Origin of the sequence: Marinomonas foliarum (assembly GCF_003337275.1) — a bacterium.
In the GTDB taxonomy this organism is placed as follows: domain Bacteria; phylum Pseudomonadota; class Gammaproteobacteria; order Pseudomonadales; family Marinomonadaceae; genus Marinomonas; species Marinomonas foliarum.
The window spans coordinates 28,053-50,742 of record NZ_QPJQ01000004.1; the positions used below are offsets into that span (position 1 = coordinate 28,053).

23 protein-coding genes are annotated in these 22,690 nt (G+C 44.0%); 8 read left to right on the forward strand and 15 right to left on the reverse strand.

All coding sequences use genetic code 11. The features are described 5' to 3' along the window. Window positions 1-135: 135 nt before the first annotated feature. From DFP77_RS02950 to arsJ, 3 genes are read left to right on the forward strand one after another with little or no spacing between them, the layout of a single operon-like run. Entirely contained in the window at window positions 136-480 is a 345-nt protein-coding gene (locus DFP77_RS02950) for an ArsR/SmtB family transcription factor (RefSeq protein WP_114410933.1), read from the forward strand. A gap of 32 nt (window positions 481-512) precedes the next feature. Then, window positions 513-1,529 carry an ArsJ-associated glyceraldehyde-3-phosphate dehydrogenase gene (locus DFP77_RS02955; protein ID WP_114410808.1) on the forward strand — a complete coding sequence of 339 codons (1,017 nt, stop codon included), beginning with the start codon at window positions 513-515 and terminating at the stop codon, window positions 1,527-1,529. A gap of 29 nt (window positions 1,530-1,558) precedes the next feature. Further along, window positions 1,559-2,770, forward strand: coding sequence for an organoarsenical effux MFS transporter ArsJ (gene arsJ, locus DFP77_RS02960; RefSeq protein WP_114410809.1), 1,212 nt, complete (start codon window positions 1,559-1,561; stop codon window positions 2,768-2,770). Window positions 2,771-2,855: 85 nt separating this feature from the next. Here the strand turns inward: arsJ and DFP77_RS02965 are convergent, their stop codons facing one another. After that, the gene (locus tag DFP77_RS02965) at window positions 2,856-3,317 is read right to left on the reverse strand and encodes an NfeD family protein (protein ID WP_114410810.1); all 462 of its coding nucleotides are present in this window, start codon (window positions 3,315-3,317) and stop codon (window positions 2,856-2,858) included. 2 nt (window positions 3,318-3,319) lie between these two features. Next, complete coding sequence (locus tag DFP77_RS02970; RefSeq protein WP_114410811.1) at window positions 3,320-4,258, reverse strand: SPFH domain-containing protein; 939 nt, start codon at window positions 4,256-4,258, stop codon at window positions 3,320-3,322. Between the two features lie 179 nt (window positions 4,259-4,437). On the opposite strand from DFP77_RS02970, the gene DFP77_RS02975 reads away from it, so the two are divergent. Then, the gene (locus DFP77_RS02975; RefSeq protein ID WP_114410812.1) at window positions 4,438-5,262 is read left to right on the forward strand and encodes an AraC family transcriptional regulator; all 825 of its coding nucleotides are present in this window, start codon (window positions 4,438-4,440) and stop codon (window positions 5,260-5,262) included. A 21-nt stretch (window positions 5,263-5,283) separates the two neighbouring features. On the opposite strand, the gene DFP77_RS02980 is transcribed toward DFP77_RS02975, so the two are convergent. Continuing rightward, entirely contained in the window at window positions 5,284-6,351 is a 1,068-nt protein-coding gene (locus DFP77_RS02980; protein WP_114410813.1) for a threonine aldolase family protein, read from the reverse strand. A gap of 175 nt (window positions 6,352-6,526) precedes the next feature. After that, window positions 6,527-7,666, reverse strand: a complete 1,140-nt coding sequence (locus DFP77_RS02985) for a GNAT family N-acetyltransferase/peptidase C39 family protein (protein ID WP_114410814.1) — start codon at window positions 7,664-7,666, stop codon at window positions 6,527-6,529. Between the two features lie 272 nt (window positions 7,667-7,938). Between DFP77_RS02985 and DFP77_RS02990 the strand changes: the two genes are divergently transcribed. Further along, window positions 7,939-9,417: a RimK family ATP-grasp domain-containing protein gene (locus tag DFP77_RS02990; protein ID WP_114410815.1), complete on the forward strand. Its 1,479-nt coding sequence runs from the start codon at window positions 7,939-7,941 to the stop codon at window positions 9,415-9,417. 258 nt (window positions 9,418-9,675) lie between these two features. Here DFP77_RS02990 and DFP77_RS19730 read toward each other — a convergent pair whose 3' ends face one another. After that, window positions 9,676-9,801 carry a hypothetical protein gene (locus tag DFP77_RS19730; protein ID WP_258861054.1) on the reverse strand — a complete coding sequence of 42 codons (126 nt, stop codon included), beginning with the start codon at window positions 9,799-9,801 and terminating at the stop codon, window positions 9,676-9,678. A 201-nt stretch (window positions 9,802-10,002) separates the two neighbouring features. Here DFP77_RS19730 and DFP77_RS02995 point away from each other — a divergent pair, with 201 nt between their 5' ends. Next, entirely contained in the window at window positions 10,003-10,872 is an 870-nt protein-coding gene (locus tag DFP77_RS02995) for a mechanosensitive ion channel family protein (RefSeq protein WP_205115062.1), read from the forward strand. A gap of 69 nt (window positions 10,873-10,941) precedes the next feature. Here DFP77_RS02995 and DFP77_RS03000 read toward each other — a convergent pair whose 3' ends face one another. The 3 genes from DFP77_RS03000 to DFP77_RS03010 are packed head-to-tail and all read right to left on the reverse strand — an operon-like array spanning window position 10,942 to window position 12,901. Next, window positions 10,942-11,373, reverse strand: coding sequence for a group I truncated hemoglobin (locus tag DFP77_RS03000; protein WP_114410817.1), 432 nt, complete (start codon window positions 11,371-11,373; stop codon window positions 10,942-10,944). After that, complete coding sequence (locus tag DFP77_RS03005; RefSeq protein WP_114410818.1) at window positions 11,367-12,239, reverse strand: DUF3034 family protein; 873 nt, start codon at window positions 12,237-12,239, stop codon at window positions 11,367-11,369. The genes DFP77_RS03000 and DFP77_RS03005 overlap by 7 nt, the downstream gene beginning before the upstream one ends. Window positions 12,240-12,265: 26 nt before the next feature. After that, window positions 12,266-12,901 carry a methylamine utilization protein gene (locus DFP77_RS03010; RefSeq protein WP_114410819.1) on the reverse strand — a complete coding sequence of 212 codons (636 nt, stop codon included), beginning with the start codon at window positions 12,899-12,901 and terminating at the stop codon, window positions 12,266-12,268. A 130-nt stretch (window positions 12,902-13,031) separates the two neighbouring features. Between DFP77_RS03010 and DFP77_RS03015 the strand changes: the two genes are divergently transcribed. Continuing rightward, window positions 13,032-13,766 carry a helix-turn-helix domain-containing protein gene (locus tag DFP77_RS03015; RefSeq protein ID WP_258861055.1) on the forward strand — a complete coding sequence of 245 codons (735 nt, stop codon included), beginning with the start codon at window positions 13,032-13,034 and terminating at the stop codon, window positions 13,764-13,766. Here the strand turns inward: DFP77_RS03015 and DFP77_RS03020 are convergent. The 6 genes from DFP77_RS03020 to DFP77_RS03045 form a co-directional block, all read right to left on the reverse strand. Next, window positions 13,763-14,827, reverse strand: coding sequence for an ABC transporter substrate-binding protein (locus tag DFP77_RS03020; protein ID WP_114410820.1), 1,065 nt, complete (start codon window positions 14,825-14,827; stop codon window positions 13,763-13,765). The genes DFP77_RS03015 and DFP77_RS03020 overlap by 4 nt on opposite strands. Further along, window positions 14,824-16,317, reverse strand: coding sequence for a sensor histidine kinase (locus DFP77_RS03025; RefSeq protein ID WP_114410821.1), 1,494 nt, complete (start codon window positions 16,315-16,317; stop codon window positions 14,824-14,826). Before DFP77_RS03025 ends, DFP77_RS03020 begins: the two co-directional genes overlap by 4 nt. After that, on the reverse strand, window positions 16,280-16,963 hold the full coding sequence (locus tag DFP77_RS03030; protein WP_114410822.1) for a response regulator transcription factor: 684 nt from the start codon (window positions 16,961-16,963) through the stop codon (window positions 16,280-16,282). Before DFP77_RS03030 ends, DFP77_RS03025 begins: the two co-directional genes overlap by 38 nt. Window positions 16,964-17,062: 99 nt before the next feature. Next, window positions 17,063-18,583 (reverse strand): tripartite tricarboxylate transporter permease, encoded by a 1,521-nt coding sequence (locus DFP77_RS03035; protein WP_114410823.1) that lies wholly within the window; start codon window positions 18,581-18,583, stop codon window positions 17,063-17,065. A gap of 1 nt (window position 18,584) precedes the next feature. Then, window positions 18,585-19,025, reverse strand: a complete 441-nt coding sequence (locus tag DFP77_RS03040) for a tripartite tricarboxylate transporter TctB family protein (RefSeq protein ID WP_114410824.1) — start codon at window positions 19,023-19,025, stop codon at window positions 18,585-18,587. A gap of 84 nt (window positions 19,026-19,109) precedes the next feature. Beyond that, window positions 19,110-20,102 (reverse strand): Bug family tripartite tricarboxylate transporter substrate binding protein, encoded by a 993-nt coding sequence (locus DFP77_RS03045; protein WP_114410825.1) that lies wholly within the window; start codon window positions 20,100-20,102, stop codon window positions 19,110-19,112. Window positions 20,103-20,359: 257 nt separating this feature from the next. Between DFP77_RS03045 and yddG the strand changes: the two genes are divergently transcribed. Next, complete coding sequence (yddG, locus tag DFP77_RS03050; RefSeq protein WP_114410826.1) at window positions 20,360-21,289, forward strand: aromatic amino acid exporter YddG; 930 nt, start codon at window positions 20,360-20,362, stop codon at window positions 21,287-21,289. A 22-nt stretch (window positions 21,290-21,311) separates the two neighbouring features. On the opposite strand, the gene DFP77_RS03055 is transcribed toward yddG, so the two are convergent. Further along, a complete protein-coding gene (locus DFP77_RS03055) occupies window positions 21,312-22,544 on the reverse strand; it encodes a pyridoxal-phosphate-dependent aminotransferase family protein (protein ID WP_114410827.1) in 1,233 nt (410 codons plus the stop codon). Window positions 22,545-22,690: the final 146 nt, after the last annotated feature.

Sequence of the window (22,690 nt, forward strand, 5' to 3'; positions counted from 1 at the left end):
CACCAGCCCTTTCCACTTTAAAGCAAACCTTAGATGAATTTTTTGTTAAATGTTTAACAAACAAAATATATGGTTTTGCATATATGCGATTTTCCACATACACTGAAATTATTATTCACTGACGTGCTTTTAAACATGACACCCGATACCTTTTACAAAGCGCTTGCCGACGACACTCGCTTGCGCTGTTTACTATTAATCACTCAATACCAAGAGTTATGCGTTTGCGAGCTAACCGAAGCACTAAATGAAACACAGCCCAAAATATCTCGCCATCTAGCCCAACTACGCAAAAACGGCCTTTTGAGCGACCGAAGACAAGGCCAATGGGTGTTTTATCAATTACACCCCGAACTCGCCAATTGGTCTAAAAGTGTTCTACAAACCACGTTAGACAACCAAGTTTTGTGGTTAAAAGACAATGTAGATCAACTCGAAACCATGGGCGGCCGCCCAAAACGCACCGGCAGTTGCTGTTAACGTTTTTAATTAACCAATAGGAATCCATCACCATGACGATAAAAGTAGGAATAAACGGTTTTGGCCGTATGGGTCGACTGTCATTTCGCGCCGCCTTTGACTGGGACGATGTGGAGTTTGTACAAATCAATGACCTAAAAGGTGATGCGACTACGCTCGCCCACTTAGTTAACTTCGACTCAGTTCATGGTCGCTGGCACAACGAAGCGACCAGCAAAGACAATGCAATCATCATCAACGGCAAAACAATTACCTGCACACAAAATAAGAACATTAACGAAACTGACTGGTCTCAGTGCGACGTGGTGATTGAAGCATCTGGTGTGATGAAAACCAAAGCCTTACTGCAAGCTTATTTGGATCAAGGCGTAAAGCGTGTTGTCGTGACAGCCCCAATCAAAGAAGACGGCGTACTCAACGTAGTCATGGGTGTTAATGATGACGACTACAACCCTAGCTTACACCAAATCGTAACTGCCGCTTCGTGCACGACAAACTGCCTTGCCCCTGTGGTGAAAGTGCTACAAGAAACCATTGGCATCAAGCACGGTTCCATGACCACCATTCATGACATAACCAACACGCAAACCATTATCGATGCGCCACACAAAGACTTACGTCGCGCTCGCTCTTGTGGTACCAGCTTGATCCCAACTACTACCGGTTCCGCCACTGCCATCACTCACATATTTCCAGAGCTAAAAGGCAAGTTAAACGGCCACGCCGTGCGTGTTCCTTTAACCAATGCTTCACTCACCGACTGCGTGTTTGAAATGAACCGCGCCACAGATGAAAAAGAAATCAATGAAGTGCTAAAAGCAGCCAGTGAAAGCGGCCCGCTAAAAAGTATTCTGGGCTATGAAGAACGCCCTCTCGTGTCCATCGATTACAAAACCGACCCAAGATCAAGCATTATCGATGCTCCTAGCACCATGGTAATTAACGGCACCCAAGTAAAACTCTACGTTTGGTATGACAACGAATGGGGTTACGCCAATCGCACAGCAGAACTAATGCGTAAAGTCGGCACGCTAGACAAAGCCATCTAAACAAACAACAGAGCAAAGCGAAAACACACATGCTGTCACAACTTCCTAAAAGCGTTCGTCAGTACATTATTGTTACTGGTAATTATTGGAGTTTTACTCTCACCGATGGCGCACTGCGCATGTTGGTTGTATTGTACTTCCACCAGCTAGGTTATGGCGCATTAGACATCGCTTTGCTTTTCTTGTTTTACGAATTTTTTGGCGTCATTACCAATCTTTTTGGTGGCTGGCTTGGGGCGAAATGGGGACTCAATCGCACCATGAACATTGGCCTCGCGATGCAAGTCATCGCTTTATCTATGCTCTTACTACCCACTAGCTTTTTAACCATCCCTTGGGTGATGGCAGCACAGGCTTTGTCTGGTATTGCCAAAGACCTCAACAAAATGAGCGCCAAAAGTGCCATCAAAACACTCGTTCCCAAAAACGCCAGCGGCACCTTGTACAAATGGGTTGCCCTACTAACTGGCTCGAAAAATGCCCTTAAAGGTGTGGGATTTTTCCTCGGTGGTTTTCTACTCAGCACTATTGGTTTTCATAATGCCATCTTAGCCATGGCGATTGCCCTTGCTATCGTTTGGCTTGCCAGTTTGTATCTACTTCGAGAAGATTTAGGCAAGTCGAAGAACAAGCCGAAGTTCTCACAAATGTTTTCCAAGAGCACTGAAATCAACATTCTATCGGCGGCACGTCTCTTCTTGTTTGGCGCTCGGGACGTGTGGTTTGTGATTGCTGTTCCCGTGTATTTATCCAGCCAGTTTGACTGGGATCACTGGCGCGTCGGCAGCTTCCTCGCCTTGTGGGTCATCGGCTACGGCATAGTCCAAAGCCTTGCACCACACATCACAGGAAAAACCAAACAACAAACACCAACCGGCACACAAGCCAGATTCTGGGCAATACTGCTCACCACCATTCCTGCCGCCATCGCTATTGGCTTAGAAAGCGCAGATCAGGTGCTATGGATTCTGTTGAGCGGGCTCATAGTATTCGGCATAGTGTTTGCTATCAACTCTTCGCTACACAGCTACTTAATCGTTCACTATGCCAGCGAAGATGGTGTGTCTTTAGATGTGGGATTTTACTACATGGCCAACGCCATGGGGCGGCTCATTGGCACGATTTTGTCAGGCTGGATTTACCAAGACTTTGGCTTAATAGCTTGCCTTTGGGTGTCTTGTGGGTTTCTTATACTTACCAGTGTTATTTCATTCTGGTTGCCACAGAAAGCGACGAACTAACTATTTAAATCAACAAAAAACGCCAAGCGTGTTCGGCGCTACAACCGACACACTTGGCGTTTCTTTTATCAGGATCTAAAGCCGTTTACTTAATGCTAATCGCTTTGATGTGTAATTTACCCACTTCCGCTTCAGTCACTTCCACCTTGGTTCCGGCTTCAATCAGTTCATCGCTGACCAAAGACCATTCCACACCAGAATAATGATATTTAGGCGACTGAGTTGGCGACACGGATTCTTTCAAAAAGAACTGATGATCCGTGAATTCGCTTTTGGCTTTTTTTGTACTCACCTTTGACTGCATACGCTTCAATGGCTTCCACAATACTAACGCGGCCAAGATAGTCATTACACCAGTACTCAACAAAGCACTCAGCAAACTATTCGGCAGTATTCCAACATAAACCAAAGCGCCGGTTGCCATCGCAGCCAAGCCAACGAAGAAGAGTACAAAAGTAGCAAAACCCAGCACAGTCACTTCGACGACTAATAGAATCAAACCAACAATAAACAAGCTCTGAGCCAGATTATTGGCAATGATATCCATACTTAGCTCCCTTTCGACATTTGCTGAATGATCGTCATGGCTTGCGCAACCACCGCTGATGCTTCAGTAGCACCATCAGGAAGCAAGACAACAGAAGACTCTTTAGCAATAGCACGTTTCGCTTCAATTGCCTTACTTGCAAGATCAAGCTGAATGGCTTTTTGACCTTCTTCGGTCGCTGCCGCTTCACCGACTTGGCGAAGCGCTTCCGCTTGTGCTGATGCCACAGCAACAATGGCTTTTGCTTCACCTTCTGCACGCAACACTTGCTCTTCTTTATCCGCTTCTGCCGCTAGCACTACTGATGCTTTTTCGCCTTCAGCGCGGTTAATCGCTGCTTGGCGATCACCTTCGGATTCCAAAATTTGCGCACGCTTCACACGCTCCGCTTTCATTTGAGCTTCCATGGCTTCCATTACTGATTGTGGCGGCACAATGTCTTTTATCTCATAACGCAGTACCTGAATACCCCAAGGACCTGCCGCATCGTTAATCGACGCCACAATATTGGTATTCAGCACATCACGCTCTTCGAACGTTTTATCCAATTCCATCTTACCTAGCTCAGAACGCATGGTTGTTTGCGCTAACTGAGTTACAGCGAAGACGTAATCGTCCACACCGTACGTCGCTTTGTAAGGATCTAATACGCGGAAATACAACACGCCATCCACATGCAAAGAAATATTATCTTTGGTAATCGCACTTTGTTCTGGTACATCCACAGCCTGCTCTTTTAAAGAGCGATCCGCAGAAATACGATCAATAAAAGGCAGAATGAAGTTTAAACCCGCTTCTTTCGTCGATTGGTATTTACCAAAACGCTCAATAACGTATGCCTGATTCTGCGGCACAAACTTGATCGAACTCTTTAATAAAAAGATAACCAGTACGAGAACCAGCGTTTGTACGCTCAAGATATAGCTAAGTAACTCTTCCATAACAATGAATCCTTAATTTTCAAAACACACCCGACTTATATTTTCACCAAGATGTTATGAATCACCACGCACAAAAATACAAGCAGAACGACTATTTTATCGCTACCATAGTAAGCACTGTTAAGGTGCAAAAGTCACCAACAAAACCAGATTAATTGAAGAAGCAATGAGATCTTTACATGATGTCGAGCAATGACTCTTTTCATTACCAACACATTGAAGAACTACCCGGCGTGGTTATTAGTGAAGCAAAACTCACAGAGTTTCATTTTCAGCCACACTACCATTTGGATTACCATATAGGGCTTGTTACCCAAGGCTCTCAACACCAAAAAGTTCAACATAAAACTCTGGACTTAGTTCCTAAGCAAATTTGCCTGATGCCACCTGGCGAAGTTCACGATGGTTCAGGGCGAGACAATACAACACGCCACTTAAAAACCTTTCGCATTCCAGTAGAATTAATGCAAGCCGCGCTGCTCGATAGCCAAGCTCGAGACACCAACCTACAGCTTGCCCCATCGATAATCGATCAGCCCGCTCACAATCGTTCGTTTTTACAGCTGATTCAAGCATTCAATCCAAACCAATACGCCAGCCAGCTTCACAAAGACAGTTTATGGACCAATGCACTATCAAATTTACTGTTGGCAGCAGAGAAAAAGCCACTAAGCCAAGAAACATTTGCTCTAACAAATCAGCAACTAAAACACGTTAGAGAGTATTGTGAAGCCAATCTATCCAGCAAAATTTCCTTGAATAACCTAGCAGAATTATGCGGACTAACGCGCTTTCAATTTATTCGACGCTTCCAAAAACAAACCGGACTCCCGCCACACGCCTGGCTAATGCGCCTAAGATTAGAACGGGCTATCACGCAATTAACAAAACCGAATGCAGTGATCACCGACATCGCGGCCGATGTCGGTTTTTATGACCAAAGCCACTTTAATCGGGCCTTCAAGCAAGCCTTCGGCGTTGCGCCATCAAGCTATCGCTCTTAATCAAAGCTCCTCGTAGCAGAACTATTGCGCTGCAAACGCCTTCGCGGATGCGATAAACGCCTCAACCCCTTCTTTTGGTGTTCTGAACGACGTCACCAATCGAATCACTCCTTCCTCCCAACGACCGCCGTAAAAACCAAAACCTTCAGCTTGCAGATGGTCAATCATTGGCAATGGCAAGGTGCAAAACAGCATGTTCGCTTGAGCTGGCGTATTAATTTTCACACCAGGAACGGTTTTCAAGCCGTCTTGCAACAAAGCCATCATGGCATTGGCATGAGTCGCATTCGTGCGCCACAAATCATCCGTTAGATAAGCAATCAACTGAGAAGACAGCAAACGCATTTTGGAATGCAAATGACCACCACGTTTGCGACGATAACCCAACTCTTTCGCTACCTTTTCGCTAGAAATCCCTTTGTCTTCCAAAGCTTGTTTGAACACAACAATGGCTTCTGCCGCCATCACACCATTTTTCGTTGCACCAAAAGACAAAATATCGATACCTGCTTTCCACGTCATTTCCGCGGGCGTACAACCCAAAGCAAGCAAAGCATTGGCAAAACGCGCCCCATCCATATGAACAGGCAAATTAACCGATTTCGCCACGCTCGTAATGGCGTGTATTTCTTCTAACGAATACACACTGCCCACTTCAGTGACTTGTGACAAACTGATCGCCGAAGGCTGGCATGAATGCACATCTCCGATTTTTTGATTGACCAATTTTTGCAACTGAACAGGGTCCATTTTCGCATCTTCGCCACCAATACCGACAAAACGCGCGCCACTGGTATAAAACTCCGGCGCGGTACACTCATCATTCAATAAGTGACTTTCTGTGTGACACAACACACTGCCCCAAGGTGGCGTAAAGGCGCTGACTCCTAACGAATTCGCGGCCGTACCAGTAGAAACCAAAAACACATCGACTTCACATTCAAACAGTTCCGACAACATACGCGTAACTTGCGCCGTGCCATCATCATTACCGTACGGCATGGCATCGCCTTGCGCGGCTTCCAACATGGCTTTAAATACGGCATCCGACGCACCGGCAATATTGTCACTGGTAAACGCAACCTTCATTGAATACTCCTTAAATCAATTTATTTCATTTCAATGAGTAACATCATGACAGCGTTTAAATACGAGCGCTTGGATTTTTGTGCAACGTAGAAAAAACAAAAACAGCACCCTCCTCAAAACTAAATGGAGAAAGTGCCGTGAGTTGCTTGAAGAATTAACAGAGAAGAAAAGCTATTTACTGAGTTTTAAGCACGACCGTGGCTTGCAGACGACTCTGCCCAAAGCGTGACATTTTTTCAAACTCATCTCGAGCAATCGGCACAAATTGACAATCCAGCGGGCTTGGTGGATCGTCAGGTAATTTTTTATCATCGTCCAAATCCGGATCATGCACCAGAATGCAATGTTCGTCGTAGCCCGACATCACTACCCAATGAGGGGATTTTTTTCCGTCCATACGAAAAGTACTGATTAAGATAATCGCCAAAGCGCCAGAGTCGAAAGCTTCGATCAATTGCTCTAACGGCATCGCTGTATAATGTAAGGGAACATCGGCTTCTTCGCATTGCTGAGCAAAGCTTTCATGCACGCGAGTTATAACGTTTTTCTTTAACTCGTTACGCACGCTATCAACAAATAATGGCCCCTCTTCGCTCAACCAAACATCCGCAGACAAACCACGCTTCTCCGCCGCCAAAGCCAATCCCATAGGATGACAACCGCCATGACCAGACGTCATAAAAATCGTCGTCGCTTCACGCCAAATTTCTAACTCATCGTTTGGCGTTGCTTGATAATCTGGATGCATCGAAGACAACACCATTTGCAACGACGCAGGCCCGCACGTAAATGGCGTGCCTTGCGCTAACCAAGGAATCGCTCTCGTGGTTTGCTCGTCACCGGCATGACGCAAACGTTTCTGCATACGAATCGCATCGGTTTGATCTTCATAATAGGCATCATAATGACCAAATTCCTTGTAACCCATTTTTTGATACAAGGCGATGGCATTGTGATTCACATCACTGACTTCCAAACGTAGCAACATCTTGCCTTTTTTAAGGGCCTTTTTTTCACAGGCTTGGATCAGTAATTTGCCAATACCAAGACCACGCGCCTCAGGAGAAACCGCAAGCGAATACAAACGCGCCAAGTGAGTACCTTGACGAAGGTGCAATAAGGCATAACCCAACAGCTCGCCGCCTTCCTTCATTGCCACAAATAATGCCGAGCCAGAACTGGTAATAGCATTACGAAAGCTACGGCGACTCAAACGATCGCCAGTAAAGGCTCTGCCCTCCAAAACGAGCAAGGCTTTTAAGTCGTCTATACTGGCTAAACGTATATCAATATTTGGGGAAGAACTGGTGATCATTACATCGCCTCAGAAGGGCAAAAGGTCGCTAGGATCGTCGAACTGAAAACAGTTTAACGATGGAAATTTTCGCGCATTCTAGGGCGAAACTTACCTAAAAGATAGTCTATTTTTTCATCAAAAAAACATTTGATTTTTTCATTTTAGACTATTGTTTAATCAGTTGAAGAAGCGCATTATCCGCACAAATTGAGGGTACTTTTTAACCCCCCTTTTTAAAGCAACTTTTACAAACTCATAGTGTTTTTTAAGCAAAAGGAAAAGCATACCCAATGTCACAGACTTACATTGTTGTTGATCAGGCCAAAGATTGGTCCGCGTTTTTACCTAGTGATCGAGTGATCACTTTTACTCAATACCTAAACTTGGCCGCGACAAAAAACCAAGGACGCACACGAATCATCAACCTATGTAAAAGCAGTAAATATCTGTCTGACGGATATTACTGTTCGCTGTTGGCAGAAAGTCGTGGTCATCACGTTATGCCTTCTGTGCGCGTGCTGAACGACCTAAGCAAAAAAGACCTATATGAGTTAGAGATCTCTCAGTGGTTACCATTGCTGGCAAAAAAACTCGCCAAACCAGAAGCACCGATGGAAATGAAATTCCATTGCGTATTCGGCAAAACCATTCATCCAGAGATGAAGGAATTCGCACGCAAATTATTCGAGAGTTTTCCTAGCCCTGTATTGGAAGTAACTTTGAAATTCCGCAAAGAATGGCAAGTCACCGCCCTCTTTTCTACATCACAAAGTAAACTGAACGACGCAGAAGAAACATTATTCGCCGAATCTTTGGAAGCTTTTAGCAACAAGGTATGGAGCAAAGGCCGCATTCAACGCGCGGCGAAATTCGATATGGCAATTTTGGTTAACCCAGAAGAAGCCATGCCGCCAAGTGATGACCAAGCGATTAAAAAGTTTATCCAAGCTGGCAAGCAACTTGGTATACACGTGGATACCATTGGACCAAAAGACATCATGCGCCTGCCTGAATACGATGGCCTGTTTATTCGTGAAACCACCAACATAGACCACCACACCTACCGCTTCGCTAAAAAAGCCGAAGGCTTAGGCTTAGTTGTGATGGACGACCCACAATCTATCATGCGTTGTACCAACAAAGTTTACTTGGCAGATTTGTTTAACACACACAAAGTACCTTGCCCAAAAACACGCATCGTACACAAGGGTGAAGACAACGTAGAAGACGCATTGGAAGCTGTCATCAGCTACCCAATGGTGGTAAAAATTCCTGATGGCGCGTTTTCTAAAGGCGTTATAAAAGCAGAAAACCGTGAAGCTTTGACCGAAAGCTTGAACACCTTGTTTAAAAAATCGTCTTTGCTATTGGTTCAAGAATACCTATACACAGAATTTGACTGGCGTATCGGCGTGCTTAACAACAAACCGATCTTTGCTTGTCGTTACTACATGGTGAAAAACCACTGGCAGATTTATCAACACACAGGCAGTAAAAGCCAAAGCGGTGGCTTTGATACCTTACCAACCTTCGAAGTGCCACGACGCGTGCTACAAGCCGCCATCGCTGCCACTAAGCCAATTGGTGAAGGCTTATACGGCGTAGACGTAAAAGAAATTAACGGCCGTGGTTACGTTATCGAAGTTAACGACAACCCAAGCATAGACCGCGGCGTAGAAGACAAATACCTAGGCGATGAACTCTACATGCACATCATGTCCGAGTTCTTGCGTCGTATGCAGGTAAAACGTGGCGATATTCACGCTTGATAAGCAAGCACTCTAGAAACAAAAAAGGCGACTGATGAGTCGCCTTTTTTGTTTAGTCCCTTCCCTTTTTGTCTTCAAGGGGAAGGCGGAGGATGGGGTTGTTTTTTTGACTAGATAATCACTTTAAAAGCACAAACATCGCAAAGACAGCCACTGAAATAACAAACATACAAAGCACTCTTAACAACAAACGCCTAAACAAGCTTTGTACATATTTCAAGAAAAGCTTGTCCACCAAAAGGAAACCTAAAGCACTCACTATCCCAGATGGCACACCAAAATAGACAGCAATAACTGGCCAACCTGTATGATCGTCATTCCTAAAACAATGGCAACAGCTAACCATACAAAGTGTTGAGCACTGATAGACAAGGTGATTTTCAAGAATATTACCTTTTTAGAAATACGCTACCCATCATTGAGGAGCTGAGCAATGTTACACTTATTTAATGGTATGGACCCGCTTTTGTAGACATCAATGACATAACTAAAAAATAAAATATCAGCAATAAGTACGATGCTTTTATAAAGCGAATATCGCTGAAATAGTATTTAATACCTAGATCGAATGTTAGGAGCAAGACCTTGGTAAACATAGAACAAATAAAAGGAATGATAAGCTACGAGTTTTTCAGTATTGCAGGTCATTCCATGACGGTCGGTGGGGTGCTACTTATCCCCGCAATGGCCTTGATTGGTTTTTGGGCAACGAAGTATTTAGTGCGTTTTCTAACAACAAAGTTAACCAAACGCAATGCTGATCCGAACATCATTCACCTTGTTCGTCGCCTTTTATATGCCATTGCGATCAGTATCATTGCGATCACTGTATTAGACATTATTAATGTGCCGATTACGGCCTTTGCTTTTTTGTCTGGTGCAATTGCCATTGGTTTTGGTTTCGGTGCGCAAAACATCATTAATAACTTCATCAGTGGTTGGATTTTGATGTGGGAAAAGCCAATACGTATTGGTGACTTTTTAGAAGTAGAAAATGCCAAGGGTGTCGTAGAAGAGATCAACACTCGCTCGACGCGATTCCGTCGCACTGATGGTGTACATATGCTGATTCCCAACAGTAAGCTACTAGAGAATACAATTGTGAACTGGACCTTGGTCGACAAACTAATGCGTACATCAGTCAAGATAGGCGTTGCCTACGGCTCTCCTGCAAAACAAGTAGCCAAATTGATTCTTCAAGCCGTTGAGGAACAAGATAGCGTGTTAAGCAACCCTCCACCGCAAGTTATCTTTGAAGACTTTGGCGATAACGCACTTATTTTTGAAGTGAATTTTTGGATACAATCCAACGTGGAAGGCGGATTACGTATGGCGAAAAGTAATGTTCGTTTCCGCTTAGACGAATTACTCGCCGCCAACAAGATTGTCATCGCCTACCCTCAACGAGACGTTCATATCGATGGCAGCTTAAAGCTCCTAAAAAGCGAAGCTTAATATCAGTATAAACGATATAAAAAACGACCCATGTCGTTTTTTATATCTCAAATCCGCGGATCTACCGCTCTATTTATACAGCATTTCCTTGCGCATCGGAGCTAGCTCTTTCAGTACTCGATTTTGCTGAGGGTAAGTTAATCCTGCTTTTTCCATGGCATTTACCAACAAATCGACGGTTAAGTTAAAGTCAGTTTCATTGATGTTTTGACCTTGGTGAACTCTTAACATGGTGTCGCCTGTGTAGGTACATGGACCACCTGTATTAACACAAAGGTGTTCGATGAACTTCTCACGGAATCGAGTGATGTTAGTTTTTTCAAAGTAGCGATAAATAGTTTCGTTAAAACTAATTTCATTAATGAAGTTTTCTGTAATCGCTTCAATGGTTGGCGCACCTCCAATCTCATCATACAAGCTTTGTGGGGCTTTGCTTGGTGCTGCACAAGCGACCAAAAACACACTCAACGCCAGAAACGATGCTTTTACTAGGTTTACCATAAGTACCCCGTCATGGATAAATAAATGCCTTTTTGATCTTTTTTCGTCGCTACTGTACCTAGATCAACATAGGCTGCGGTGAAGTTTACGTTTTTGTTTGGCATGTAGCTTACGAAGATATCTTTCCAGCCATCTTCTTCTACACTGGATAAATTACTCGGCTTCTGACGATATTCCATGCCTACAACCCAGTTAGGCGATAACAACAAACCAACACTGCCTTCCATCATTACTTGGTAATCGTTGTTGTCTGGTCCTCCGTAGCCTAACAAGCCCATTTCATTAGCTTTGGTGGCGCGAGTGGTTACGTTCCAAACTAGGTTGTAACCCGCAACTGCACCTAAATGCACCTTGGTAGCAGCAACATAAAAATCCGTTCCGCTGTCATCTTTTGCACCTAGATACGACGCTACAAAATCGCTGTCTAATTTCTTATGCTGTAAACCAACGCTGACTTGAGGGTAGGCGGAATACAATGCATCGCCATATAAACGAACTTTCACACCAACAACATCTTGTTTGATCTGTTCAGAGCTTAGGCTTAATCCGGTAATCAAAGAAGCAGGCAACACAAATGTCTGCTGAGCAAGGCTCAATTCGACTCTGTCGTAAAAACTGGTTGCCACACCAATGGAACTCAAGCGATAGTCACTGACGTTTACATCGGTCATAAAAAACGAAGCCGCTGTTTCATCTTGACTGTCGTAGCCTGCGAGTGTTGCCCACGGAGTAAGGCCTCCACCACCACTGCCTTCCAATTGCGAAAGACCTGCTGTCGCCAATATTTTTCCATTGGCAGCTATACTCGGCGATGCGCACACAATGAAGCACCCTGCTGCTGCCATTTTTATTACTTTACTACTCATAAATGCCTGCTGTTTTTAAAAAATCACTAATATGACCATTTCGACTTTCCAAATCCCTTAGTCATACTGCCGTGATCCATCATGTCGAGCGGTGGCGGCAATAGTTCCATCGTAATCCGTTGCTCTTCCTCACCCGTAATCGTGATAGGTAGAGCAGCATTGATACCTTGTAGCGTTCTTTCTGTCCACAAAGAAACCGTATCACCTTTTTTTACAGGTAAGCTTACTTGGCCATTTTCATCTGTTTTAAATGCTAGTGCATTGTCCGCTACAATAATGTAACCGATCATATCGTCATGAATATTACAGCCAAGCACTACTAGACCTGGCTCATCAAATAAAATTGGCGCGATTTCAGTGCCTTTATAAAGCTTAATTTCGAATGACTTAGGTTTAGAAAAACTGTAAACGTGGTGTCTTATGTCATCGCTGTTCGGAAAACTAACGTATTGGCCTTTTTGTACAACTAATACACGTGGTACAAAAGATTCATCGATCTGGTCCATAACCGCTACTTTATCAGGCGTACTCATAGATTGGTTAGGAACAGTAATAACAGCATCGGCGACAGGAAGATTATCTTGGTCCAAAACCGTTAACGTAACCTCTGCCCACGCATTAGGGAGGGATAAAAAAAGCATTAGAGCGATCAAATAGCGCATCTTATTTCCTTTTGGTTTAATCGGCTTTGATTTTATTATCCAGCATTTAATATACTGGTCATTAAGCTCGGTGAGATGATTATACTTTATTAATCTTTCTTAAGGTTAAAGTAAAAGCAGGTGTTAACAAATGGAAACAATACGTGAACATATAGAAGTTATTTCCTATAAAGACACAGACAAAGCTCACTTACATGCCCACACACAAATTGTTTTGCCATTGTCTGGGCGGCTAATATTAGAAGTAGAAAACACTCAGCAGGCTGTTCAATTTGGACAGGCTTGTATGATTTCGTCCAATCAAGCTCATACTCACCTTGCTAAAGAAAATAACCACTGCTTGATACTTAACTCTTTACCCGTTTGGGATGACAGCATTCAAACTCAGCAAAGCTTTGTAGAGCTAACAGCGCAAACAACCGCCTATCTCCCCTTCCTGGCCAGCTTAGCAGCCGAACCCAGCAACGAGCTCAGAACCTATCAAGCGTTAAACTTGTTGGAACATTTATTACCCATTCCCCAAGAAAAAATAGTAAAAGCTGATGCACGCTTGGCAAAAGCAAAACACCATCTAGATCACCACTTTCAAAATGCATGGAGTCTTGCTGAGCTCGCAGATTCTGTCCATTTAAGTAGCAGTCAGCTTTCTGTGCTTTTCAAGCGTCATATAGGCATAACCCCCAAACAATACCTGCTTCAACGTCGTCTTTCTGAAGCGAAACTATGGCTAACGTCGAGCAACAAAAGCCTCGATTATATTGCGAACAAAGTCGGAATAAGCGATGCCAGTGCCTTAGTACGTTTGTTTATTAAGCACTACGACATCACTCCTGGTCGCTATCGAAACAGCAATTCGTCTTCTTAATCTTCGTCGCTAATTTCTAACGCCATTTCCCAATTGCGAATAAAGCGCTTCTGTTTCGCGTAATCTCTGCCAACCAATAATTGCTGATCAAGCTCAATAACGCCTGTTGGGCCAGGGGCATTGACAACATAGGGATCATTTTGGCTGTTTAAATCAGGCCAAATAGGAAACAGTAAGCCCTGATCTTGCATCATTTTTTGTGAGTTATCCGATAACAAAAAGTCTAAAAACACACCCGCATCTTCGGCATTAGGCGCGCCTTTTGGAATTAAAGCGGCACGCATCAGCATCAGGGTATAATCCTTTGGTAAGATCATTTTCAACCTATCGTCTTCTTGCGCTCTTTGTGAGGCATAAGAACCCAGCAAGTTATAACCCAAGACCAACTTTCCAGATGCGACATCATCAATAATGTCATGTGTACAACAATAGGTTTGTACGTCATGGCTACCAAAGGCCTCTAATAAACGCCCCCAAGTAACATCTGCTTGGCGTGCATCTTGACTCGCCAACAAATACCCCACGCCACTCTGTCGAATATCATAGGTGCCTATGCGCTTTGTCATTGTCTTTTCATTTTGCCGAATAGTTTGTAATAGAGACTGGCGATCTTCTGGCATGTCACCCGGAAAAGCTTTCTTATTAACCAGCATCACAATAGGTTCAAGTGAAAAAGCAAACAATTGATTACGCCACTTAAAACTATCTGGCAGACGATCCGTAAAGCTCGACTGATAACTTTGCGCATAGCCGTCGTTTACCAACTTTAAATGCAAGTCCATAGCACTACTAATAACCAAACTCGCCTGAGGCTTATTGTGCTCCTTGACTGTAAGGTGATACAAATCTAGCGTATTAACATCCCGATAAGCCACTTTTATATAAGGGTACTGGGCCACAAATTCATTTAAAATCGGTTCGAATGAGGCCAAGTCCAACGCAGAATTGATATACAAAACACGCGTAGCGGCACTGTTACCAAACCAGATCGTTTCTGCCGCCCATACTTTTCCCAAAAGCATACTGACAATGAGTATAAAACCCCAAAAAGTCTGCTTCATAAAACGCCCTCATTGTATCGAAACTTAGCGAAATCAACCTGGAATGTGGTGCCTTTCGGCTCTGTGTCTACTATTTCAATGCGCGCCGAATGATGATCGACAATGTCTTTCACCATCGCCAAGCCAACGCCACTGCCTGCAATGTCATAACGCCCTCGGTAAAAGCGTTCAAACACTCGTTCTTTTTCTAAATCTGGAATGCCGTCACCATAATCAACCACCTGAATACGATAAAAGCGCTCAAACTCACTTAATTGTACGATCACCTCAGTATCATACTGCTCATCTGATGAGCTGTATCGCACCGCATTTTCGATGAGGTTTTGCATCATTTGCTGAATAGAAAAAGCATCACCTAAAATCATGGTCTCTTTTAAATCACAGTCAAAAGAAAGGCGAACGCCTTTATGCAAAGCCGTCACCGCCTGCTCACGACAAGACGCCTTAATAGGTGGCAGTATATCAATAGGTTCCAATCGGTGTGTTTGCAAACGATGGGAAACCACCGCTTGGTTTAATAATAAGGTTACGGTTTGGCTCAGCGCATCACACTGTTTAACTATGTTATCTAATGCCTGATGCTGACGATCAGAACAAGCAAGGTCTGTGGAATGCTGATCTACAGAATTAATATCGCGTGCATTTTCCGCCAAGGCTTTTAAGCTCGCCAATGGTGTACGCAGCTGATGGGCCGCATCCGCAGTATAATTTTCTAATTGCTCTAAGTTGGTTTGAAGTCGAGCCATAAAATGATTAATAGCGACTTTTAAGTGATGGGTTTCTTTTGGCGTATTAATCTCAATTGGTGTGAGATCTCCCATGGTTCGCTCTTCTAATGCTCGCTCTATGCGATGCAAAGGTCGCAAAACAAGATGACTACCAATGATGATAAGTGTAATAGCCACTAACGCAATAAACACTACTACTTCGACGGCTTTGTGCGTAATAGAAGACGCCATCGCCTCCCTTGATAATCGCGTCTGCCCTAATACAATTCGCACAGTTTGCGCTGTTTCAGGGTCTGTTAGGTGGCGTTGAATCCAAGCAAAACGCACCATTTCACCAGAATACTCTTGGTTATAAAACTGCATTTGATCTAGTACTGGTGGCTGAGGTGGCTCGCTATTTAAATCTTGATAACCCGTGATAAATCCCTGCTCAAGGCTTTCTACCTTATAAAACACTCTATCTTCGTCAGCTTGCGCTAAGGTGGCAAAGGCCGACCATGGAATATCAATGCTTACCTCGTTGCGCATTAAGCCAACGTTTTCATCCATTTGCAGCAATGCGCTGCGTAATAAGCGATCGTAAGATAAATCGGCTAACTTCTGGCTATAATCAAAAATCAGGTTAATAGCCAAACCGGCAATAATACTAATCACCAAAAAGCCTGCCAGAATAAAGCGAAAACGTAAGGATGGCGCCTTTCTTAACGCGCTTTGCTCCTCTTCTTCACTGAGGTTTTGGTGATTTAGTGATTTCTGCCACATAACCAATTCCTCTTAGGGTATTTATGGCTAAATCGCCTTTATTCATTTTCTTTCTTAGGCGACCAACATAAAGTTCGATGGCATTCGGACCAGGCGGTTCGTCAAAGTTAAATAAGTGATCTGTTATTTCATCTTTACTCAAGACTCGCCCCAGATGACCTAAAAAGATTTCAAGCAATCGAAACTCTCGGTTGGTAATTGCGGTTAACTCGCCTTCAATAAACACCTGACGACTATCGCGGTTGACCTGTATATTGCCATGTTCTGTGACATTGGCTGCGTAACCTTGCTTACGACGCAGCAAAGCGCGACAACGGGCTTCAAGCTCACCAAAATCAAAAGGCTTCGTTAGATAATCATCCGCCCCTTCATCCAGAAGTCGAATACGGTCTTCAATCTGGTCGCGCGCGGTTAAGATTAATACTGGTGTGTCATCTTCTCGTTGGCGCAACTTCTGTAATAATTGCAATCCAGACAGCCCAGGCAAGTTAAGGTCTAGCAATATCAAATCAACCGACTGGTATTTGAGTAACTCATCGGCACGTTTGCCATCGCCTATTAGGTCTACAGCGTGCCCTAGGCTAGCCAACCTTTCACAGATTGCCTGCCCTAATACCTGAGTGTCTTCTACGACTAGAATTCGCATAACCTTTCGACCATCGTCTTTATTATTGTAGAAACAACAAAATCCGAGCAGCAGACGCTACTCGAATTTTGTTGTGAGTTACTAACAGTATTACAGGGCTTACGCGTCTTTAACAGACTCTTTTGATTTCTTCATTTTAGCGCGAACAATCGGGCCAACAATGATAGGTAAAACCAAGCCAAGTATTGCAACTGTCCATAAGCCGATACTCAAGCCACTATTGAAAAGCACACTCCAATCACCGTCAGAAAGTACCAACGCGTGACGTAAACTTTTCTCCATTTCAGGTCCAAGCAACATACCCAAAATAATAGGTACTAAAGGAATATCCACCTTACGGAAGATGTAACCTGCTACACCAAAGCCAACCATGAAGTACAAATCCAATGCACTGTGGCTTACAGAGTAAATACCAACAGACGCTACCAAGGTAACAATCGGCATCAAGTATTTAGGCGGAATGCTCAACAATTTAACGAAGATGCCAACCATTGGAATGTTCAATAGTAGTAACACAAGGTTACCGATGAACATCGCAGCAATAACACCCCAAACAAGATCCGCATTCTGTTGGAACAACATAGGGCCAGGAGAAATGTTCAAAGAAATCAACATCGCCAACAGAACCGCCGTAGTACCACTGCCAGGAACACCTAGTGTCAACATTGGAACAAGCGCACCAGACGCTGCACCATTGTTACCGGCTTCAGGGGCGGCTACACCACGAGGGTCACCTTTACCAAATTCGCCTTTATCAGATACGCGTTTTTCCAAGGTATAACTAATAAAGCTACCCAAAGAAGCACCCGCGCCTGGTAATACACCAGCGACGAAACCAAGCACCGCACCACGGAAAGAAGCAGGAAGTACTTTAATAATGTCTTTCGCAGACAATTTAAGTTTGTTGATAGCAACTTGTTTTAGACCATCACCAGCGTGACGCTCCAAGAAGAACAAGAGTTCACTGATCGCAAACAAACCAACAATCGCGATAATGAAATCAACACCTTCAAACAACTCAAGTGTGTTGAAAGTAAAACGCTGTACGCCAGTAGAAATATCGATACCCACTGTCGCTATCATTAGACCAATTGCCGCCGCCATTAGCGTTTTGAATTGGTTTTTACCTGTAATACCGCCCAAGGTAGCAAAGGCTAATGCAAACAAGGCAAAGTATTCAGAAGGACCAAATCTCAAAGCGAACTTCGCTAAGATCGGCGCAAGAATAACTAAACCAATGGTCGCAATAAAACTACCGATAAAAGAAGCAATTGCAGAGATAGCCAAGGCTTCTGCTGCCTTACCTTTTAACGCCATTGGATAACCGTCTAAACAAGTCATCATGGCAGGCTCGTCACCCGGAATGTTTAACAGGATTGACGAAATACGACCACCATACATGGCACCCGCATAAACCGACGTTAACAAGATGAGAGACGATGTTGGAGATAAGCCCAAGCTGAACGCCAATGGAATCAAAATTGCCACACCATTTGCAGGGCCAAGACCCGGCAACGCACCAATCAAAGTACCTAAAATAGCACCTATAACCGCAAACATAATGCTTTCCGGCGTTAACGCTACCGCAAAGCCTTGCATTAATAAGCTCATAGTATCCATATTAAAACTCCAATAGACCTAGAGGCAGTGCTAATTCAAGCACATTATTGAAAAGGAAGAAGATAACAACAGAGCTTGTCACACCAGTGATAAGGCTCTTCGCGATACTTGCTCCCATACGCCAGCTCAAGAAACTCACGACTAACGCTGCCGCAGGCATAAACCCGATAGGTTCAATCGCCCATGCAAACGCAAGCATAGAAAGAACCACAACACTCAGCTCAAGTAACATTGGAACAGGTGCCCATGCTTCATCAGGATCAGGGCGAACAATCATATAAATAGAACTAATGCCTAAAATGATGGACAGCATGATAGGGAAAGTTTCTGGTCCGACACTTTCGTGTCCACCAAAAGGAATTGGAAATTGTGTTGCTTCCCAGCCGTATGCAACGGCAAGAATTAGCATCAGCATGCCAAACACACGATCATTTATACGCATGTCTCTGCTCCATGTATGTTAATCAAGAGGTGAATAAATAAAAAAACAGGAGGGGAAAGATCCCCTCCAAATAGCGGTCTGAGGTTATTTAATTAGACCGATGTCTTGCGATAAGATTTTGATATCTAAAGTTTGGTTTTTTACGAATTGAGTGAATTCAGCACCAGACTTATGGAACGGCATCAAACCATTTTTAGTCATGATGTCTTTCCATTCCTGAGTTGTGTACAACTCATCAATGGTTTTTACCCACCAATCGTATGATTCTGGACTTGAGTTACCTGGCACGTAAAATCCACGCCAGTTTGGCGCTACAGAATCGATACCTTGTTCCATCGCTGTAGGGATAGAATCAAACGGTGCAGGTAAGCGCTCTTCAGAAAGAACCGCCAAAACGCGTAGGTCGCCAGAATCCATGAAGCCTTTAACTTCTGAGATATCGCCAGTGAACGCATCAACGTGACCACCAACCACTTGTACCAAAGCTTCAGAACCACCACTAAAGGCTAAGTAACGAACTTTTGGCAAGTTTTCAACGTTCGCTTTTTGCGCCGTCATCAAAACTTTTAAATGATCCCAACCACCAGAAGCACTGCCACCTGCGAATTTAACCGCACTTGGGTCTTTCTTAAGTGCATCAAGAACTTGAGTTAGTGAAGTGTATTTTGAATCTTTACCAACAGCGATGATGCCGTAATCAGCACCCAATGTACCAACCCATTTTACTTGGTCAGCATTCATGCCTGGGAATTGGCCTTGAGCAAGGCGAGTCGTCGTTGCTGTACTTGCGGCAACAACAAGGTTGTCATCTTTGTCACGTTTACTGATCGTATGAGCGAAAGCTACACCGCCACCAGCACCCGTCATGTTAACTGTCTGTACGTTACCTTTGAAGTAACCTTGGTCTACTAATACTTTACCAACGCTACGGCAAGTAAAGTCCCACCCACCGCCTGGGTTAGCTGGAGCGATACACTCTCCGCTACGAGCTGGTTCGTAGGCGTAAGCCTGTCCAGCAATAGTCAGTGCTACCGCACCAGAAATTAGAACAGACTTCAAAGAAATGTTATTAAGCATGGTTATCTCCTGCTTGTTATTTTTTTTGTTGTTAGCCTATCAAGCCCTAAATATTAAGATTTAAATAAGCTCGATTTGCTAAACCTTACCTGTCAAACCTGTCACTACCCTGTCACCGATCAATATTTCTTGCTTATTTGTGAGAAAAACAGCGTTTTTTTACAAATCAAAACACGCATTTTTGACAATGCCTTTAATAGACAAGCAAGGTAATCTATCACCCAATCAGACTAGATTAGGATATAGGAAACCACAAGATGACAGCCCACTCACCCCACGCCACGCTTATTGGTAGCATCGCCATTTTACTTTGGAGTACCCTTGCACTGTTTACCACACAAGCCAATTTAGTAGCGCCATTACTCTTGCTCACACTCACTTTTGGTGTGGCAAGCCTATTGTTTTTTATCGTGTATTTAGTCAAAGGCGAACTAAAGTCATCTTGGGAAAACACACCCAAAAGCGCTATTTTCATGGGTGGGTTAGGTTTTTACTTTTACCACTTCTGTTACTTTTATGCGTTTCAGCATGCCCCACCCGTCGAAGCAGGACTCATCGCCTATCTTTGGCCATTGCTCATTGTATTAATGGCAGGTATGACAAAAGGTAATTCTTTGTCATGGACACATTTGGTGGGTGCAGTGATTGCGTTTATCGGTACCGGCATCATGCTGCAATCGAAAGGGCAAGTAACTGATGTAGAAGGCAATACCGTCTACCATTGGACAGGCTACGCAGCGGCTTTTGCCTGCGCATTCATTTGGTCGAGCTACTCGGTAGCCAATCGACGCTTTCAAAGCGTTCCGTCTAGCGCAGTACTTTGGTATTGCCTAATCACAACGCTCCTAGCAGGCGCATCACACCTCATGATCGAAGCGCAAAGCTGGATTCCTTCAATAGACTTCCCTGCAACAACTTGGATTGCCATTTTAGGATTAGGCTTTGGACCCGTTGGCATTGCTTTCTTTTGTTGGGACTTTGGCGTTAAAAAAGGCAACCTGTCATTACTCGGTGTACTGTCTTATACCGCCCCCGCCCTATCGACAGCTTGGCTTGGGCTTTTTACCGAAGCGCAACTTACCACTGGGCAAATCATCGCCTGCCTATTAATTACTGCTGGGGCCCTTTTCGCTAGTTTAATGCCAAACAAAAAAATACCCTTGGCGGTTGAAACCAAGGGTATTTGATAGATCACAAAAAATTAAAGCATTAAGCCACTTGGTAAAGCGTACGCGGAATCTTCTGCAAGTAGGCTTCCATTTCCGCCATGCCGTTTGGTTGGTCGACTTTCACTCCCAAGTCGCGCATGGTGCTGCCAAAGGCATGCAAGGTGCGGAACAAGTTATGCTCGCGGCATTGCTCGCCCATTTGACCAATACGCACAATAGGCTGACCAAACGACCCAGCAATCTCTACTCGATACATTTCTGAAATATGGCGGCAAATTTGCCCTGCGGTTAAACCGTCAGGAATATTAATCCCCACCACAGAGTTCAAACGAGATTCAGAAGGAATAAACAATGACAGCCCCATTCCTTCAATACCTGCTTGCAACGCTTTAGAACAACGTAAATGGCGAGCAAAGCGATGTTCAAGAGTTTCATCACATACCAGTTTCAATGCTTCATGCAACGCCATGATGCCAGAAACAGGCGCCGTATAATGATAGCCATCATTGTGCCAAAAATTCTCAGCAAGTTGTGCATCAAAGCACCATTGAGCAGTTGGCTTAGTACGGTTTTTCACTGCTGCCCACGCTTCATTAGAAAACACCAACAAAGAAACACCAGGGATAGATGACAAACCTTTTTGCCCACCCGTGATAACAACATCTACCTGCCATTCATCCATTTTCAGCGGCATCGTACTAAGCGTACAAACAGCATCCACAACTACCAAACAACCATAAGATTTAGCGATCTTAGTGATTTCTTCTAATGAATGGTTAAACACCGTATTCGATGTTTCGCCTTGCACTAATGTCAGTACCTTCGGACGCGTTTCTTCAATAGCTTTACGAACTCGCTCTGGGTCAGCCGCTTCATGCACACCAACGTGTAATTCATGAACATCGGCACCAATACGAATCGCCATTTCCGCCATACGATGGCTAAAGAAACCATTATTGATACATAAAATACGCTCGCCTGGTTCCAATAGATTAGCCACCGCCATTTCCATCGCTGCCGAGGCTGGCCCTGCTACACCAAGCACCCATTTAGACTCTGTTTGAAAAACATAACGCGCCATGGTTTTCACTTGTCCGATCACCTGCGCCATGACGCCGCCAAGGTGATTAATCACCACAGAGTTGGCTTTCGCCACGCGCTCAGGAATTGGAACAGGACCAGCACCCATCATCAACAAAGGTTCATGTGGAAGAATTTCGTCTAAAGATTTCACCTGGGGGCGAGGAATACCCATTGGCGATGAAGCAGTCATTTTATGCAACCTAATTAAGTAAGAGTTGAAAAAATATTCCTACAGTAAAAAACCATTATTTACGCTTTTACAGTAGAAAATATCGCGTTTTGCATTTTAACAAAATAATATTTGGCAATAGTACAATATCCCTACCAATAATAAGA